Source organism: Mycobacterium asiaticum (assembly GCF_001668675.1).
GTDB classification, from domain to species: Bacteria; Actinomycetota; Actinomycetes; order Mycobacteriales; family Mycobacteriaceae; genus Mycobacterium; species Mycobacterium asiaticum_D.
Genome location: NZ_LZKQ01000109.1, coordinates 1 through 15,308, shown reverse-complemented (window position 1 = coordinate 15,308; position 15,308 = coordinate 1). Strand labels below are relative to the sequence as shown.

Here is a 15,308-nt window from a genome sequence, read left to right as displayed (position 1 = left end):
ACCGGGATGCCGGTGCCCTGGACCGCGTCCAGCACGGACGGCAGCAACAGTGTGGTGGCGACGGGCCCGGTGTGGCCGCCGCCCTCGCCGCCCTGCACGATCATCGCGTCGGCCCCCCAGGCCGCCACCTTGCGGGCATGCTTGGCCGCTCCGATAGACGGAACTACCACCGCCCCAGCTTCTTTGAGGCGGGCGATCAGCTCCTGCTTGGGCGCCAAGGCAAACGACGCCACCTTGACGCCCTCGCGGATCATCAGTTCGACGCGATCGCCCGCGTCCGCCGCGTCGGCGCGGATGTTCACCCCGAATGGTTTGTCGGTGGCGGCCTTGACTTTGCCGATTGCGGTTGCCAGTTCATCCAGCGTCATGGTGGCCGACGCCAGGATGCCCAGTCCGCCGGCATTGGCGGTGGCCGACACCAACCGGGCACCGGCGACCCAGCCCATTCCGGTCTGCACCACCGGGTGCTCGATTCCGACCAGCTCGGTCAGCGGTGTCTTGAGCCTCAAGACCTTATCTCCCTGTCGCGCAGGGCCTTTGGATCGATGACTTCGCGGATCAGGCGCAGCTCGTCCTCGGTTGGCTGCCGGGATTCACCGGCCTCGTCGAGGCCGTGTATCTCGAACGAGGTGGCTTCCCGAACGTCAGCAGGGGTGACGCCCGGGTGCAGGCTCACCGCGCGCATGGTGCGGTCCGGGCCGCCGAAGTCGAACACCCCGAGGTTGGACACCACGCGGTAGACGTTGACGAACCGGAACGCCGGATTGTCCGGGTCGATCTTGTCGTAACCGATGCCTGAGATGATGTCGACCTGCTCGGTGAAGACCCGCTTGGAATGGTTACCCACCCAATAGCTGGTCGCATGGTTGATGGTGTTGCCGGGCGAGCCGCGAACACCGAACATCTGCCGGGTCGGTTGCTGCAGCGGCCCGAACGCCGAGATGTTCTGATTGCCGTAGCGGTCAACCTGATTGGCGCCCATCACCACGTGGCGCCTGCCCCAGGCCAGGGTCTCGAAGACCCGCCCGAACGGCATCCAGCCCTCGATCGCTCCCGTCTTGCCCATGGGTGGGGTGTCCGCGAGCAAACGTGCCTCGCCGTCGGTCAGCAAGATGTCGGGGGAGAACGTCAGACGTGCCAGCCGAGCACCGACCGACACCATGTTGGTCATCGGGCTGATCATGATTTCGCCCGCGTCCCTGAACAACTCGGCGCACGCGACGACGCACACCTCGGCACGGGTGGCGGTCATTTCGCGGCCTCCTCACCGAACGCCTTGACCGCCGCCTGGTAGTCGTCTTCGCTGCCCGAAAGGTAGGTCGTCACGAACTGCTGCCAGCCCTCTTCCGTCGACGCGGCCTCGGCGTAGTGCCGTTGGAACTTCTCATCGCGACCGTAATCCGGTGCAGCGGTGGTGAAGTGAGCACCCCCCGGTGCCTCCACCACCGCGTCGACCATCATCCGGTTGACCAACAACGCCTGTGGTGGCACCGACTTGACCAGTTCCTCGGTGTCGACGATGCGCTCCACCGACAGGAAACGTTTGTCAGCGGCCATCAGGAACAGGTCGTCGAAGTAGGGGTCGATACCGGTGTAGGCCGCATTGCCTTGACTGTCACCAAGATTCAGGTGCGCGAACGCGGCATCGAGACGCAGCGCCGGCATCGCGATCAGCTTCTCGTAACCGCCGTCCGTGGGATAGGGCGAAGTGACGGTCTGCAGCTCGCCCTCCCAGAAGTCCAGCACCGAGCTGCCGAGTCCGGCGCGAATCGGTAGGAACGGCAACCGTTGTGCCGCCGCCTGCAGGCCGCAACGCAGCATGCCCTCGTCCATCTCCCGGGCTTCGATGGCACCCGTTGTGCGGGCCTTGGCGAACCACGGGTCGTAGAACGGCGGGGAGTCCAGCGAGACGAACCCGTAGTAGACCCGCTTGACCTTGCCGGCCGAGCACAGCAGCCCCAAATCCGGGCCGCCGTAGGTGACCACGGTCAGGTCGGTGACATCGGTGCGTAGCAGCGCGCGGACGAAGGCCATCGGCTTGCGCCGGGACCCCCACCCGGCAATACCGATGGTCATGCCGCTTTCGACCTGGGCGACGGCGTCATCGAGAGTGGTGCGTTTGTCGGACACTATGACTGCTTGCCTTTCGCCGTCCCCGCGAACGCGTCCCGGTGCTCGTCGGCGACCCCGGCGAGGTTGAGCTCGAAGGTAAAGCCTTGTTCCATGCGGTAACTCGAGTTGACCCGTTGCACGTCGATGAGGTTGAGCGCTTCTTTGGCGGCCCGGATGACGCGAGTGTCCTTGGCGGCGATGTCGCGGGCCACCTTCAGTGCGGCTTCGTCGAGCTGGTCGCGCGGCACCACCTCGTGCACCGATCCGAAGTGATGCAGGGTGGCGGCGTCCACCGTCGCTGCGGTGAAGAACAGCCGGCGCATCATGTGCTGCGGCACCAGGCGGGACAGGTGGGTGGCCGCACCGAGCGCGCCGCGCTCCACTTCCGGCAGGCCGAAGACGGCGTCATCCGAGGCGACGATGACATCCGAGTTGCCCACCAGCCCGATGCCACCGCCGACGCAGAAGCCGTTCACCGCGGTGATCACCGGCACCGCGCATTCGTACACCGCACGGAACGCCGCGAAACACCCGCGATTGGCGTCGATCAGGGCGGTGAACCCTTCGGTGCGCTGCATCTCTTTGATGTCGACGCCGGCGTTGAAGCCGCGCCCCTCCGCCCGCAGGATCACCGCGTGGGTCTCCTGGTCGCGGCCGGCTGCCGTGATCGCGTCGGCGAGTTCGAACCATCCCTGCGACGGGATGGCGTTGACGGGCGGGTAGTCGACGGTGACCGCGACTATGCCCTTCTCGGGGCTGGTGGTGGTGATGGTCATGGCACTTCCTGCTGGGTCTGCTGGGTCAGTTACCTAAGCAAGCACTTGCTTGGTACGCTAGCACAGTGACCATCCCGCAATCAGCCACCGGCATCAATTTCGGTCTGGCCGGGCGAGTGGCGTTGATAACGGGCGGAGTTCGGGGCGTCGGCGCAGGTATCAGCGCGGTCTTCGCCGAGCAGGGCGCCACGGTGGTGGCCTGCGCGCGACGCGCGGTCGAAGGGTTTCCGCATGAATTCCACTCCTGCGACGTCCGCGATGAAGAGGCCGTCGCGGCGCTCGTCGACGCGATCGTCGAGCGGCACGGCCGGCTCGACGTGGTCGTCAACAATGCCGGGGGCTCGCCCTACGTGCTGACCGCGGAGTCCAGCCCAAAATTCAACCGCAAGATCATCGAGCTCAATCTGATTGGCGGGCTGCTTGTTTCGCAATACGCCAATGACAAGATGCAGGGCCAGCCGGGCGGTGGTTCGATCGTCAACATCTGCAGTCTGTCCGGCCGGCGTCCGAGCCCGGGCACCGCGGCGTACGGGGCGGCGAAGGCAGGCTTGGAAAGCCTGACCCAGACGCTGGCGGTGGAATGGGGGCCGAAGGTCCGGGTCAACGCGTGTGTGGTGGGCATGGTCGAAACCGAGCAGGCCGACCTGTTCTACGGCGACGCCGAGTCGATTGCCGCGATCTCGAAGAATGTCCCACTGGGCCGATTGGCCTATCCGCGCGACGTTGGTTGGGCGGCAGCGTTTTTGGCGTCCGATGCGGCGTCTTACATCAGCGGCGCATCGTTGGAGGTCCATGGTGGCGGCGAACCGCCGCACTATCTGGCCACGACGAACGCGAGCGCAGTCAAGTAGAGGAGACGGAGAATATGGGTTTGGTTGACGGCCGGGTGGTCATCGTCACCGGAGCGGGTCGGGGTATCGGCCGCGCGCACGCGCTGGCCTTCGCTGCCGAGGGCGCGCGCGTGGTGGTCAACGACATTGGTGTGGGCCTGGACGGATCCGCCGGCGAAAGCCCCGCGCAGCAGGTGGTCGACGAGATCGTCGCGGCCGGGGGTGAGGCTGTCGCGAACGGTGACGACGTCGCGGACTGGACGGGTGCGCAGAACCTGATCGATACGGCCGTCGACACCTTCGGTGGCCTGGATGTGCTGGTGAACAACGCCGGTTTCATCCGAGACCGAATGTTGGCCAATACCAGCGAAAGTGAGTGGGACGCCGTCATCCGTGTGCACCTGAAGGGGCACTTCGCCACGCTGCGGCACGCCGCGGGTTACTGGCGCCGGCAGATCAAGTCCGGCACCGTCGGTCCCGACGAGCTGAATGCCCGCATCATCAACACCAGCTCGGGGGCCGGCCTGCAGGGCAGCGTCGGCCAGGGCAACTACTCCGCCGCCAAGGCCGGTATTGCCGCGCTGACCTTGGTCGGCGCCGCGGAACTCGGTCGCTACGGGATCACGGTCAACGCGATCGCGCCGGCGGCGCGGACCAGGATGACCGAGGCGGTGTTCGCCGAAACCATGGCCGCGCCCGAGGACGGCGGGTTCGACGCGATGGCGCCGGAGAATGTCTCGCCGCTGGTCGTGTGGTTGGGCAGCGTCGAATCGCGCGAAGTCACCGGCAAGGTGTTCGAAGTCGAGGCCGGCCTGATCCGGGTGGCCGAAGGTTGGGCGCACGGACCGCAGATCGACAAGGGCGCACGATGGGATCCCGCCGAGCTGGGACCCGTCGTCACCGACCTGCTGGCCAAGGCGCGGACGCCGGTCCCGGTGTACGGGGCGGGTTCTTAGGCAGCTAAGACGGACGCACCGCCGCCAGGCTCATCTCCACGAAGTCGAGCCGCCACAACGACCGGAACAATCCGCGGGCGAAGTTCTCGTAGAGCTCGAGCTTGAACGTGTCGGTTTCGCCGTTGGCCACGACGGCGGCGATCTCCCGGATGGTGCGCTGGCCGTTGACGTTCTGCACGAACGGCAATTCGGCGGCATTGAGGGTCATGTCCCAGTGCGGTCGGTGAATCTCGGCGCCGTTCAGGTTGCAGCTGAAGCGCATCAGCGGGACATAGTCGAGGGCTTGCGGCGACGCGAAGTCGATGGCGTAGCTTTCCCGGGGCCGATCCGGGTGGGCAGCGATGAAGAAGTGGCAGGAATTGGCCGTCCTGAGCCGTTCCAGCACCGACCACATCTTCACTTCGGGTAGCGCGGTCATGATCTGGTAGAACTCGGTTGCCGGCGATGACAGGTTGTCGATGTCGTGCGGGTAGTACGGCGCGTTGTGGAACCATCGCTGAAACACCAGTCCGGCCGATTCGACGAGGTCGATGCAGTCGCCTGTGGTGTAGCTGCGGTCGCGGCCGTGCAAACACGTATCGACCAGTCCGGCATCGTAATACAGGTCGGGCGCCGAATCACGGTAGATCAGGAAGGGGTGCTTGGGGTCCAGCATCGAGATGGTTTCCTTCACGATGCGGATGCCGTCATCGTCCTGCTGCAACCCGAGGTCGCGAAATACCGACTGCAGCAACTCAACTCCATAGCGGCCGTAGCGCGCGTAGAGCATCAGCCCGACGGCGCCGCCCGGCCGCAGGCACTTTGCGAGCGCTTTCATTCCGATGTCGGGATCAGCGAGGTGATGCAGCACCCCGGTCGACATGATCAGGTCGAAATCCAGCCCGAGCGTTGACACTTCCTCGATCGGGAGCCGGTGCAGCTCCAGATTCGTCAATCCGTGCCGGTCTTTGAGGTACTGCTCGTGATCCAGCGAACGCTGGCTGACATCGATGGCGACGACCCTGGCGGTGGGGTTGGTGTGGGCGACGATCGCGGCCTGGTTGCTGCCGCAGCCGGCGATCAGGATGTCCAGGCCCGGACGGTATTCCCGGTCGGGCCAGAAGATCCCGTGCGCATGGCTCGGGTCAAGCCACTGCCATGAGGAAGTGAGCCATTCCTCGATGTCCTGAATCGGTTCGGGGTAGGTCCACTTCTCGTATTGGGCAGAGACGACGTCGTTCAGCCGATCGGTCATGCGGCAAATATTAGGGGTCGCAGACGACGAGCGGTATCTCCCGTTCGGTCCACGTCTTGTAGTCGTCGAGCGGCGGATATACAGCGGCCAACTGGGGCCAGTACCGTTCCCGCTCTTCGGCAGTGGCATCGCGCGCCCGCAGCTGCAACACCTCGTCGCGAATCTGCACCGAGACTTTGGGGTTGGCTTTCAGGTTCAGGTACCACAGCGGGTGTTTGTCGGAGCCGCCCCGCGACGCGGGCACCACGACACGGTCGCCGTCGCGGACGTAGATCAACGGACTCACCCGCGGTTCACCGCTCTTGCGGCCGGTGGTGGTCAGCAACGCGACGGGGGCCTTCTGAATCGTGCCGCCGAGCTTGCCGTTGCTGCGCCGGTATATCCAGGTGTTGGCCCGCGACATCCACTTGATGAAGTGGTCGCTGGACCTCGAATTCAGGAACCGCGGTCGGGACTTCGGCATGGGCGATCCTAATGTTGAATGAACGGCTTGAAACGAGCGTCGATGTGGTGGATCTCGGCCCTGCCGGTGGGGCCATCGGCCGGGATCACGAACGTTTCGGTGCCGCGCGCCGCTGCGCGCCGGCCGCCGTCGATGCGGCTCTCGTCGGGAACCAGCACCGAGCGGCTAGATGCGCTCGATGATGGTGCCCGTCGACAGGGCGCCGCCAGCGCACATGGTGATCAGTGCCGTGCTCTTGTCGGTGCGCTCCAGTTCGTGCAGGGCGGTGGTGATCAGCCGGCTGCCGGTGCTGCCCACCGGGTGTCCCAACGCGATGGCGCCGCCGTTGACGTTGACGCGGTCCATGTCGGGCTCGTGCACCCGTGCCCAGGACAGCACCACCGAAGCGAACGCCTCGTTGATCTCGACGATGTCGATGTCGCCGATCTTCATGCCCGCCTTCTCCAGCACCTTCGCGGTGGACTGGACGGGACCGTCGAGGTGGTAGTACGGCTCGGCGCCGACGAGCACCTGACTGACGATCCGGGCCCGCGGCCGCAGGCCCAGCGCCTTGGCCTTGTCCTCGTCCATCCACAGCACCGCCGCGGCACCGTCGGAAATCTGGGACGACGTGCCGGCGGTGTGGATGCCGCCCTCGAGCACCGGCTTGAGTTGGCTCAGGCCCGACAGCGTGGTGTCGCGCAGACCCTGGTCGCGGTGCACGGGCGCGCGCTCGGCCGTCGGCTGCTTGTTCTCGTCCAGCACCGGCGCCTCGATCGGGGAGATCTCCCGGTCGAAGCGGCCCTCGGTCCAGGCCTGCTTCGCCTTGGCCTGGGAGGCGTAGCCGAACTCGTCGATCTCATCGCGGGTGATGCCGCGTCGCTTCGCGATCCGCTCGGCGGCGGTGAACTGGTCGGGCAGGTCGATGTCCCACGACGCGGGCCGCAGGATGCTGCGGTCGGGACCGGCGTTGGCGCCGAGCCCGACCCGGCTCATCGCCTCGATGCCGCATGCGATGCCGATGTCGATGGCACCCGATGCGATCAGACCGGCGACCAGGCCGTTGGCTTGCTGGCCGCTGCCGCACTGGCAGTCCACCGTCGCGGCGCCGACATGCTCCGGCAGCCCGGCCACCAGCCAGCTCACCCGGGTGATGTTGTTGGACTGCTCGCCGAACTGCGTGACGCAGCCGCCGATGACCTGTTCGACATCGCCGGCGTCAATACCGGCCTTTTCCACCAGCGCCTTCTGCACCGCGCCGAGCAGCTCGGTCGCATGCAGACCGGATAGCCAGCCGTTGCGCTTACCGATCGGGCTGCGAGTGGCTTCGACGATTACCGGGTTACCCATGGGGCCAGGCTAGAACACGTTTCATTACTATGACAAGCGAGGATGCTTCGACGCCTTTTGTCTGCGGTGGAGGCATGTTTTACTGGCATCAGAGCATCACTAGGACAGCTAGTGTCCTGGGATCGTGAGACGCAACCCAGTCACTGGAGACTGTAGTTAGGAGAACTAGCGTGCCCAGCCCCAATCTTCCCCCGAAGTTCGATTTCACCGACCCCGACATCTACACCGAGCGTATTCCGGTCGAAGAGTTTGCTGAGGTGCGGGCGACCGCTCCGGTGTGGTGGAACGAGCAGGACCCGAAGAATTGCGGCGGGTTCCCCGACGGCGGCTACTGGGCGATCACCAAGCTCAACGATGTCAAGGAGGTGTCGCGCCGCAGTGACGTCTTCTCCAGCTACGAGAACGGTGTGATCCCGCGGTTCAACAACGACATCGCGCGCGAGGACATCGAGGTGCAGCGGTTTGTGATGCTGAACATGGATGCGCCGCACCACACCCGGTTGCGCAAGATCATCTCCCGCGGTTTCACGCCGCGCGCGGTGGGACGCCTGCAGGACGAACTGCACGAGCGTGCGCAGAAGATCGCCCAGGAGGCACTAGCGGCGGGCACCGGCGACTTCGTCGAGCAGGTCTCTGCCGAGCTGCCGCTACAGGCGATCGCCGGTCTGCTCGGGGTACCGCAGGAGGATCGCGGCAAGTTGTTCGAGTGGTCGAACGAGATGACCGGCACCGACGACCCGGAGTACGCGCACATCGACCCGAAGATGTCCTCGGCGGAGCTGATCGGCTACGCGATGAAGATGGCCGAAGAACGGGCGAAGAACCCCGGCGACGACATCGTCACCCAGCTGATCGAGGCCGACATCGACGGCGAGAAGCTTTCCGATGACGAATTCGGTTTCTTCGTGGTGATGTTGGCGGTGGCCGGCAACGAAACCACCCGCAACTCCATCACGCAGGGCATGATGGCCTTCGCCGACTTCCCGGACCAGTGGGAGCTGTACAAGAAGGAGCGCCCGGAAACAGCCGCTGACGAGATCGTCCGCTGGGCGACGCCGGTCACCTGCTTCCAGCGCACGGCGCTCGAGGACTACGAACTGTCCGGCGTCAAGATCAAGAAGGGGCAGCGGGTGATCATGTTCTACCGCTCGGCCAACTTCGACGAAGAGGTCTTCGAGGATCCGTACACGTTCAACATCCTGCGAAACCCCAACCCGCACGTCGGTTTTGGCGGCACCGGGGCGCACTACTGCATTGGCGCGAACCTCGCGCGGATGACGATCAACCTGATCTTCAACGCCGTCGCCGACCACATGCCGGACCTCAAGCCGCTGTCCAAGCCCGAACGGTTGCGGTCGGGGTGGCTGAACGGCATCAAGCACTGGCAGGTCGACTACACCGGCAAGTGCCCGGTGGCGCACTGATCACGATGAACTTCGATCTCTCCGCAGAGCAGGAGGCCGTCGCCGACGTCGTCACGTCGGTCATGCAGCGCGACCTGACCTGGAAAGCCTTGGCCGACGGGGGTGTTGCGGCGCTGGCGGTGCCCGAACGCCTCGGCGGTGACGGGGTGGGGCTTTCGGAAGTGGGCACGGTGCTGACCGAGGTCGGGCGGCATGGTGCCATCACCGAGGCGCTGGCCACCCTCGGTTTCGGTGTGGTGCCGTTGCTCGACCTGGCGTCCGACGAGCAACAGGACCGTTTCCTGGCCGGGGTCGCCAACGGCGGGGTGATCACCGCGGCGCTCAACGAGCCCGGCCGGGCGCTGCCGGATCGGCCCGCGGTGACGTTCAGTGCCGGCCGGTTGTCGGGCGTGAAGGTCGGCGTCGGGTACGCCGAAGCCGCGGACTGGATGCTGGTGACGGCCGACACTGCGGTGGTGATGGTGTCTCCGAAAGCCGATGGTGTGCAACTGGTCCGAACGCCGACGTCGAACGGTTCCGACGAGTACTCGGTCACATTCGACGGCGTCGCGGTCGCGGAGTCGGACGTTCTGGCCGGTGCTTCACCGGCTCGGGTGAATCAGTTGGCGCTGGCCATGATCGGGGCCTACGCGGACGGACTGGTGGCCGGGGCGCTGCGCCTGACCGCGGACTATGTCGCCAACCGCAAGCAGTTCGGCAAGCCGCTGTCGACATTCCAGACGGTCGCGGCGCAGTTGGCCGAGGTCTACATCGCGTCGCGCACAATCAATTTGGTGGCCAAAGCGGTGATCTGGAAGCTGGCCGAGGGCCGGGATGCCGACTCCGACCTGGACGTACTCGGATACTGGCTGGCGTCGCAGGCGCCGCCGGTGATGCAGATCTGTCACCACCTGCACGGCGGGATGGGCATGGATGTCACCTATCCGATGCACCGGTACTACTCCACGATCAAGGACCTGACCCGGCTGTTGGGTGGGCCCTCGCATCGTCTCGATTTGGTGGGAGTCTGATGTTCATCGACTTGACTCCGGAGCAGCGTCAGCTGCAGGCGGAGCTACGGGAATACTTCTCGAATCTGATTTCGTCCGATGAGGCGAAGGCGATGGAGCAGGACCGTCACAACGAGGCCTATCGCGCGGTGATCCGCCGGATGGGCAAAGACGGCAAGCTCGGTGTCGGGTGGCCAAAGGAGTACGGCGGTCTGGGATTTGGGCCGATCGAGCAGTCGATCTTCGTCAACGAGGCGCACCGGGCCGACGTACCACTGCCCGCGGTCACGCTGCAGACGGTAGGTCCGGTGCTGCAGCAGTTCGGCAGCGAGTTGCAGAAGAAGAAGTTCCTGCCGGCGATTCTGGCCGGTGAGGTGCACTTTGCGATCGGCTATACCGAACCGGATGCGGGCACCGACCTGGCATCACTGCGGACGACGGCGGTCCGGCACGGCGACGAGTACATCGTCAACGGGCAGAAGATCTTCACCACCGGCGCGCACGATGCCGACTACATCTGGCTGGCCTGCCGCACCGACCCCGAAGCCGTGAAGCACAAAGGTATTTCGATTCTGATCGTCGACACCAAGGACCCCGGTTACTCCTGGACGCCGATCATCCTGTCCGACGGTGCCCACCACACCAACGCCACGTACTACAACGACGTGCGGGTGCCGGCCGACATGCTGGTGGGGGAGGAGAACGGCGGCTGGCGGCTGATCACCACTCAGCTCAACAACGAGCGGGTGATGCTCGGGCCGGCCGGGCGCACCGCCGGCATCTACGACCGGGTGCACGCGTGGGCGTCCAAGCCCGGAGGCGACGGCGTCACCCCGATCGATCACCAGGACGTCAAACGGGCGCTCGGTGAGATCTATTCGATGTGGCGGATCAACGAGTTACTCAACTGGCAGGTCGCCGCCGCCGGCGAGGACATCAATGTGGCCGACGCGGCGTCGACGAAAGTCTTTGGCACCGAAAAGATTCAGTACATCGGTCGGCTCGCCGAGGAGATCGTCGGCAAGTACGGCAACCCGGCCGAGCCTGAAACCGCCGAGCTGCTCGAGTGGCTGGACTCCCAGACCAAGCGCAACCTGGTGATCACCTTCGGCGGGGGCGTCAACGAAGTCATGCGCGAGATGATCGCGGCCGCCGGCCTGAAGGTGCCGAGGGTGCCTCGATGAGCGACGAACTTCGCGGAAAAATAGAAGAGATCGTCGCGGCCGGTGGCGGGAAGCCGCGCCTGGCACGCGATCCGGTGAACCAGCCGATGATCAACAACTGGGTGGAAGCCATCGGCGACCGCAACCCGATCTACGTCGACGAAGAGGCGGCCCGTGCCGTCGGGCACCCCGGGCTGGTGGCTCCGCCGGCAATGATTCAGGTGTGGACCATGTTCGGTTTGCACGGCGCACGGCCGGACGACGACCCGATGGGCCCGATGATGGAGCTGTTCGACTCCAACGGGTACATCGGTGTGGTCGCCACCAACTGCGAACAGACCTACCACCGCTATCTGCGCCCGGGTGAACAAGTCAGCATCAGCTCCGAGATGGGCGATGTGGTGGGCCCCAAGCAGACCGCGCTGGGTGAGGGCTTCTTCATCAACCAGCACACCGTGTGGCGGGTCGGAGATGAAGATGTAGCCGAAATGAACTGGCGCATCCTTAAATTCAAGCCGGCCACGTCGTCGTCGGGTGCTGCGGTGCCGGAGGACCTGGATGCCGACGCCATGATGCGTCCCGCATCGTCGCGCGACACCGCCTTCTTCTGGGAAGGGGTCAACGCCCACGAGTTGAGGATCCAGAAGCTTGCCGACGACCAGTTGCAGCACCCGCCGGTGCCGGCGATCTGGCAGGATCCCGCGGCACCCATCGAATATGAGGTGGCCAGCGGTCGCGGCACGGTGTTCAGCTTCGTGGTGCACCATGCGCCCAAGGTGCCGGGCCGCACACTGCCGTTCGTGATCGCCCTGGTGGAACTTGAGGAGGGTGTGCGGATGCTCGGCGAACTCCGGGGCGTCGACCCGGCTGCCGTCGAGATCGGAATGCCGGTGCGCGCAACGTATATCGATTTCCCGGCCGGTGACTCCGGGCCGGAGTGGACCCTCTATGCCTGGGAGCCGGACGCATGAGCGCACCTGCGATAGAGGTTGGCCTGCAGCTGCCCGAGTTGAAGTTGTACGGCGACCCGACCTTCATCATCTCGACGGCCCTGGCTACCAGGGACTTTCAGGATGTGCACCACGATCGGGACAAGGCTGTCGCGAAGGGTTCTAAGGACATCTTTGTCAACATCCTGACCGACACCGGGCTGGTGCAGCGCTACATCACCGACTGGGCGGGTCCGTCGGCGCTGATCAAGTCGATCGGGCTGCGGCTCGGCGTGCCCTGGTACGCCTACGACACGGTGACTTTCTCCGGTGAAGTAGCCGCGGTGGAGGACGGCGTGATCACAGTGAAAGTGTTGGGTGCCAACAGCCTTGGCAATCACGTTATCGCTACGGTGACATTGACTCTTGGGGGTTCGTAGTGCTGTCGGGGAAGGCCGCCATCGTCGGGATCGGTGCCACCGACTTCTCGAAGAACTCCGGCCGCAGCGAGCTGCGGCTGGCCGCCGAAGCGGTGCGGGACGCGTTGGACGACGCCGGGTTGACGCCGGCCGATGTCGACGGGCTGACCACCTTCACCATGGACACCAACACCGAGATCGCGGTGGCGCGTGCCGCCGGGATCGGTGACCTGAAGTTCTTCTCCAAGATCCACTACGGCGGCGGCGCGGCGTGTGCGACGGTGCAGCAGGCCGCAATTGCGGTCGCCACCGGGGTGGCCGACGTGGTGGTGGCCTACCGGGCGTTCAATGAGCGATCCGGGATGCGGTTCGGTCAGGTGCAGACCCGGCTGACCGAGAACGCCGACTCGACCGGGGTGGACAACTCGTTCTCCTATCCGCATGGGCTCTCGACGCCCGCCGCGCAGGTGGCGATGATCGCCCGGCGCTACATGCACTGGTCCGGGGCGTCGAGCCGGGACTTCGGCGCGGTGTCGGTGGCTGACCGCAAGCATGCCGCGAAGAACCCCAAGGCCTACTTCTACGAGAAGCCGATAACCATTGAGGATCACCAGAATTCGCGATGGATCGCCGAGCCGTTACGGCTGCTGGACTGCTGCCAGGAGACCGACGGTGCGGTGGCGATCGTGGTGACGTCCGTGGAGCGGGCTCGGGACCTCAAGCAGCGCCCGGCCGTCATCGAGGCGGCGGCGCAGGGGTCCAGTCCCGACCAGTACACGATGGTCAGCTACTACCGGCCCGAGCTCGGGTTGCCCGAGATGGGTCTGGTGGGACAACAGCTTTGGGCGCAGTCGGGGCTGTCACCGGCCGATATCCAGACCGCGGTGCTCTATGACCACTTCACGCCGTTCACGCTGATTCAGTTGGAGGAGTTGGGTTTCTGCGGTCGCGGTGAGGCGAAGGACTTTGTCGCCGACGGCGCGATCGAGGTGGGTGGGCGGCTGCCGATCAACACTCATGGCGGGCAGCTCGGTGAGGCCTACATCCACGGCATGAACGGAATCGCCGAGGGTGTAAGGCAATTGCGCGGTACCTCGGTGAACCCCGTGCCCGATGTCGAGCACGTGCTGGTGACCGCGGGCACGGGTGTACCGACGTCCGGGCTGATCCTGGGCTAGCCGCAGCAGACGGTAAGACTTAGGCGGGGCCGTCGGCTCCGCGCTGGCCGAAGATCAGACCGCCCGCGCCGCCGGTGCCGCCCGAAAGGCCGTTGGTAGCGGCCCCTCCGGACCCTCCGTGGCCGATTAACTTGGCATCGCCCCCGGCACCGCCGGCGTTGCCGGTTCCGTCGCTGCCGGCGATGCCCGCTCCGATATCACCGATGATTTCGCCGCCCTTGCCACCGCTTGCAGCGTTTCCGCCGGCGCCTCCATTGCCCAGCAGTCCGGCCGTGCCTGCGTTTCCGCCACCGCCACCGTTGCCGCCGTTGCCGCCGTGTGCGACTGGGTCGGTTGGGTTCCCCGGATTGGACGCCTCAGCCGCGCCGCCCTGGCCACCGCCGCCCCCGTGGCCGCCGGCGCCGCCGTTGCCGAACAGCAGCGCACCTGCGCCGCCGTCGCCTCCGGCCGCGCCGTGGCCGCCCTGTCCGCCGACTCCGCCGGGGATCGACAAGATGCTGGAGTGGGCGAAGCCGCCGTCACCGCCGGCACCGCCGCTGCCACCCGCCCCACCGTGACCGAACAACAGTCCCGCCGCGCCGCCATTAGAACCGATGCCGCCGTCGCCGCCGTTGCCGGCGTCACCCCTACTGGTGTCCACGGTGGACCCAGCCGTGCCGGCGTCGCCGCCATGGCCGCCGTTGCCGCCGGCGCCACCGTTGCCGATCAGGAGCCCACCGCGGCCCCCATGGGCGCTGGCCCCGCCGTCGCCGCCGTTGCCGCTCCGTTCGCCTGACGGACTGCCGCCGTCCCCGCCGTGTCCGCCAAAGCCTCCGGCCCCGCCGTCACCGATCAGCCCAGCGGATCCGCCTGCCCCGCCGGCCCCGCCCGTCCCGCCGTCTCCACCGCGAAGGTTCACCGCACCGGAGTTCGCGCCACCTACCCCACCCGCTCCGCCGTGGCCGCCCGCGCCGCCGTTGCCGAACAGTTGGCCACCCGTCCCACCACTAGCACCGGCACCGCCGGTGCCGCCGGCCCCGGCGGTGGCCACGCTGAATCCGCCGAATCCGCCGACTCCACCGGACCCGCCGGCGCCACCCGTCCCGATCAGCGCGGCCGCTCCACCATGTGCACCGTCGCCGCCGGCGCCGCCCGCTCCGCCGACACTGCCGAAACCGGCCGTCCCGCCGCCTCCACCCGCGCCGCCGAATCCACCGTCACCACCTGCGCCGATCAAGCCACCAGCTCCGCCGACCCCGCCGGCTCCACCTTGACCACCGGCGCCGCCGGCGGCGCCAAAGCCGCCAGCTGCACCCTGACCGCCGGCTCCACCGCTTCCCCCAGCACCGCCGGTTCCCTGCAGAAGACCTCCGGCACCACCCACGCCACCAGCACCGCCCGCGCCGCCGTCCGGGCCGGTGGCCAATCCGGCCCCGCCTTGCCCGCCGGTTCCGCCCGCTAACACTCGAGCCGCCCCTACCGACGCGGACCGTCACTCTGCTCACCCACGAGGGCACCTACCAAACC

General features: G+C 66.4%; 16 protein-coding genes and 1 pseudogene. 8 read left to right on the top strand and 9 right to left on the bottom strand.

The window, feature by feature from the left end:
• From ipdC to echA20, 4 genes and pseudogenes are all read right to left on the bottom strand, one after another.
• A pseudogene (gene ipdC, locus A9X01_RS09655) lies at nucleotides 1–509 on the bottom strand ((3aS,4S,5R,7aS)-5-hydroxy-7a-methyl-1-oxo-octahydro-1H-indene-4-carboxyl-CoA dehydrogenase); the annotation flags it as partial.
• The gene (ipdB, locus tag A9X01_RS09650; RefSeq protein ID WP_065120553.1) at nucleotides 506–1,252 is read right to left on the bottom strand and encodes a cholesterol ring-cleaving hydrolase subunit IpdB; all 747 of its coding nucleotides are present in this window, start codon (nucleotides 1,250–1,252) and stop codon (nucleotides 506–508) included. The pseudogene ipdC and the gene ipdB, both read right to left, overlap by 4 nt.
• Entirely contained in the window at nucleotides 1,249–2,130 is an 882-nt protein-coding gene (gene ipdA / locus A9X01_RS09645; protein ID WP_065120552.1) for a cholesterol ring-cleaving hydrolase subunit IpdA, read from the bottom strand. Before ipdA ends, ipdB begins: the two co-directional genes overlap by 4 nt.
• Nucleotides 2,130–2,888, bottom strand: coding sequence for a (7aS)-7a-methyl-1,5-dioxo-2,3,5,6,7,7a-hexahydro-1H-indene-carboxyl-CoA hydrolase (gene echA20, locus A9X01_RS09640; RefSeq protein WP_065120551.1), 759 nt, complete (start codon nucleotides 2,886–2,888; stop codon nucleotides 2,130–2,132). Before echA20 ends, ipdA begins: the two co-directional genes overlap by 1 nt.
• A 65-nt stretch (nucleotides 2,889–2,953) precedes the next feature.
• On the opposite strand from echA20, the gene A9X01_RS09635 reads away from it, so the two are divergent.
• Both A9X01_RS09635 and A9X01_RS09630 read left to right on the top strand, forming a co-directional pair.
• Entirely contained in the window at nucleotides 2,954–3,739 is a 786-nt protein-coding gene (locus A9X01_RS09635) for an SDR family oxidoreductase (RefSeq protein ID WP_436405251.1), read from the top strand.
• Nucleotides 3,740–3,753: 14 nt separating this feature from the next.
• Nucleotides 3,754–4,674, top strand: a complete 921-nt coding sequence (locus tag A9X01_RS09630) for an SDR family oxidoreductase (protein ID WP_065120550.1) — start codon at nucleotides 3,754–3,756, stop codon at nucleotides 4,672–4,674.
• 4 nt (nucleotides 4,675–4,678) lie between these two features.
• On the opposite strand, the gene A9X01_RS09625 is transcribed toward A9X01_RS09630, so the two are convergent.
• The 4 genes from A9X01_RS09625 to A9X01_RS09615 are packed head-to-tail and all read right to left on the bottom strand — an operon-like array spanning nucleotide 4,679 to nucleotide 7,700.
• The gene (locus tag A9X01_RS09625; RefSeq protein ID WP_065120549.1) at nucleotides 4,679–5,908 is read right to left on the bottom strand and encodes a class I SAM-dependent methyltransferase; all 1,230 of its coding nucleotides are present in this window, start codon (nucleotides 5,906–5,908) and stop codon (nucleotides 4,679–4,681) included.
• Nucleotides 5,909–5,918: 10 nt separating this feature from the next.
• Nucleotides 5,919–6,371, bottom strand: a complete 453-nt coding sequence (locus A9X01_RS09620; RefSeq protein WP_065120548.1) for a nitroreductase family deazaflavin-dependent oxidoreductase — start codon at nucleotides 6,369–6,371, stop codon at nucleotides 5,919–5,921.
• Between the two features lie 8 nt (nucleotides 6,372–6,379).
• The gene (locus tag A9X01_RS29795) at nucleotides 6,380–6,529 is read right to left on the bottom strand and encodes a hypothetical protein (protein ID WP_155772012.1); all 150 of its coding nucleotides are present in this window, start codon (nucleotides 6,527–6,529) and stop codon (nucleotides 6,380–6,382) included.
• A gap of 7 nt (nucleotides 6,530–6,536) precedes the next feature.
• On the bottom strand, nucleotides 6,537–7,700 hold the full coding sequence (locus tag A9X01_RS09615; RefSeq protein WP_065120547.1) for a steroid 3-ketoacyl-CoA thiolase: 1,164 nt from the start codon (nucleotides 7,698–7,700) through the stop codon (nucleotides 6,537–6,539).
• Nucleotides 7,701–7,870: 170 nt separating this feature from the next.
• Here A9X01_RS09615 and A9X01_RS09610 point away from each other — a divergent pair, with 170 nt between their 5' ends.
• The 6 genes from A9X01_RS09610 to ltp2 are packed head-to-tail and all read left to right on the top strand — an operon-like array spanning nucleotide 7,871 to nucleotide 13,802.
• The gene (locus A9X01_RS09610) at nucleotides 7,871–9,124 is read left to right on the top strand and encodes a cytochrome P450 (RefSeq protein ID WP_065120546.1); all 1,254 of its coding nucleotides are present in this window, start codon (nucleotides 7,871–7,873) and stop codon (nucleotides 9,122–9,124) included.
• 5 nt (nucleotides 9,125–9,129) lie between these two features.
• Nucleotides 9,130–10,134, top strand: coding sequence for an acyl-CoA dehydrogenase family protein (locus tag A9X01_RS09605; RefSeq protein WP_065120554.1), 1,005 nt, complete (start codon nucleotides 9,130–9,132; stop codon nucleotides 10,132–10,134).
• Nucleotides 10,134–11,297, top strand: a complete 1,164-nt coding sequence (gene fadE29 / locus A9X01_RS09600; protein WP_065036166.1) for an acyl-CoA dehydrogenase FadE29 — start codon at nucleotides 10,134–10,136, stop codon at nucleotides 11,295–11,297. Before A9X01_RS09605 ends, fadE29 begins: the two co-directional genes overlap by 1 nt.
• On the top strand, nucleotides 11,294–12,247 hold the full coding sequence (locus A9X01_RS09595; RefSeq protein WP_065120545.1) for a bifunctional MaoC family dehydratase N-terminal/OB-fold nucleic acid binding domain-containing protein: 954 nt from the start codon (nucleotides 11,294–11,296) through the stop codon (nucleotides 12,245–12,247). The genes fadE29 and A9X01_RS09595 overlap by 4 nt, the downstream gene beginning before the upstream one ends.
• Complete coding sequence (locus A9X01_RS09590) at nucleotides 12,244–12,645, top strand: MaoC family dehydratase (protein ID WP_065120544.1); 402 nt, start codon at nucleotides 12,244–12,246, stop codon at nucleotides 12,643–12,645. Before A9X01_RS09595 ends, A9X01_RS09590 begins: the two co-directional genes overlap by 4 nt.
• Nucleotides 12,645–13,802, top strand: coding sequence for a 17-hydroxy-3-oxo-4-pregnene-20-carboxyl-CoA lyase (gene ltp2, locus A9X01_RS09585; protein WP_065120543.1), 1,158 nt, complete (start codon nucleotides 12,645–12,647; stop codon nucleotides 13,800–13,802). The genes A9X01_RS09590 and ltp2 overlap by 1 nt, the downstream gene beginning before the upstream one ends.
• Nucleotides 13,803–13,821: 19 nt before the next feature.
• Here the strand turns inward: ltp2 and A9X01_RS29790 are convergent, their stop codons facing one another.
• Complete coding sequence (locus A9X01_RS29790) at nucleotides 13,822–15,246, bottom strand: hypothetical protein (protein ID WP_155772011.1); 1,425 nt, start codon at nucleotides 15,244–15,246, stop codon at nucleotides 13,822–13,824.
• Between the last annotated feature and the right edge of the window lie 62 nt (nucleotides 15,247–15,308).

Coding starts and splice junctions, on each gene's coding strand:
- ipdB (WP_065120553.1), bottom strand. CDS start 1,252: ATGACCGCCACCCGTGCCGAGGTGTGCGTCGTCGCGTGCGCCGAGTTG.
- echA20 (WP_065120551.1), bottom strand. CDS start 2,888: ATGACCATCACCACCACCAGCCCCGAGAAGGGCATAGTCGCGGTCACC.
- A9X01_RS09630 (WP_065120550.1), top strand. CDS start 3,754: ATGGGTTTGGTTGACGGCCGGGTGGTCATCGTCACCGGAGCGGGTCGG.
- A9X01_RS09625 (WP_065120549.1), bottom strand. CDS start 5,908: ATGACCGATCGGCTGAACGACGTCGTCTCTGCCCAATACGAGAAGTGG.
- A9X01_RS09620 (WP_065120548.1), bottom strand. CDS start 6,371: ATGCCGAAGTCCCGACCGCGGTTCCTGAATTCGAGGTCCAGCGACCAC.
- A9X01_RS09615 (WP_065120547.1), bottom strand. CDS start 7,700: ATGGGTAACCCGGTAATCGTCGAAGCCACTCGCAGCCCGATCGGTAAG.
- A9X01_RS09605 (WP_065120554.1), top strand. CDS start 9,130: ATGAACTTCGATCTCTCCGCAGAGCAGGAGGCCGTCGCCGACGTCGTC.
- fadE29 (WP_065036166.1), top strand. CDS start 10,134: ATGTTCATCGACTTGACTCCGGAGCAGCGTCAGCTGCAGGCGGAGCTA.
- A9X01_RS09595 (WP_065120545.1), top strand. CDS start 11,294: ATGAGCGACGAACTTCGCGGAAAAATAGAAGAGATCGTCGCGGCCGGT.
- A9X01_RS09590 (WP_065120544.1), top strand. CDS start 12,244: ATGAGCGCACCTGCGATAGAGGTTGGCCTGCAGCTGCCCGAGTTGAAG.